Here is an 892-nt window from a genome sequence, read left to right on the forward strand (position 1 = left end):
GGCCGGCGGCACGCAAGAGTTTAACGCCTTTCGCGATGGCTGGTTCGAACGGCAGAACCATCATCTCGCGCTCAACGGGGTCGCGCTACAGGTTGATGGCCGCGCCTACGAAAAGCAGGGCATCGAGCTCGTGCCGACGATCCATGTCGGCGTTGGCGCCAAGGCGATCCAGCGCAAGGCAACAGCGGAAGGATGGAAGCCGTCGCTGGAGAGGCTTGACCTGCAGGAGGCGCGGAAGGCTGAGAACCTGCGCCGCATTCAGGCCCGTCCGGAGATCGTGCTCGATCTCGTTACCCGCGAGAAGAGCGTCTTCGATGAACGCGATATCGCGAAGGTGCTGCATCGCTATGTCGACGATCCGGCAGTGTTTCAGCAGCTCCTTGCGCGCATCATCCAGCGCCCGGAGGTGTTGCGCCTGCAGCGCGACACGGTGGCCTTTGCAACCGGAGAAAGGATGCCCGCACGCTACACTTTGCGGGATCTGATCCGGCTCGAAGCCGGGATGGCGCGGCGGGCGATCTGGCTTTCCGGTCATGAGACCCACGGCGTTCCGCAGAGGCTACTGGAAGCGACCTTTGCCCGGCATGCCCGCCTGTCGGACGAGCAGCGAACCGCCATCGACCATGTCGCCGGTTCCGCCCGCATCGCGGCTGTCGTCGGCCGCGCCGGCGCCGGCAAGACCACCATGATGAAGGCCGCCCGCGAGGCATGGGAAATTGCCGGGTACCGGGTGGTGGGTGCTGCGCTTGCCGGCAAGGCGGCAGAGGGTCTGGAGAAGGAAGCAGGGATCGCCAGCCGCACTCTGGCGTCGTGGGAGCTACGCTGGGAAAAGGGCCGGGACACGCTCGATGCCAAGACGGTGTTCGTCATGGACGAGGCCGGCATGGTCGCC

At 65.6% G+C, this 892-nt stretch carries 1 protein-coding gene; it reads left to right on the forward strand.

Going from position 1 to position 892, the window contains the following annotated elements; all coding sequences use genetic code 11:
• On the forward strand, nt 1–892 hold an 892-nt coding region (locus EOC06_RS37970), incomplete at both ends, for an AAA family ATPase (RefSeq protein WP_164899034.1).

This window comes from Mesorhizobium sp. M7A.F.Ca.MR.362.00.0.0 (assembly GCF_004023175.1).
In the GTDB taxonomy this organism is placed as follows: domain Bacteria; phylum Pseudomonadota; class Alphaproteobacteria; order Rhizobiales; family Rhizobiaceae; genus Mesorhizobium.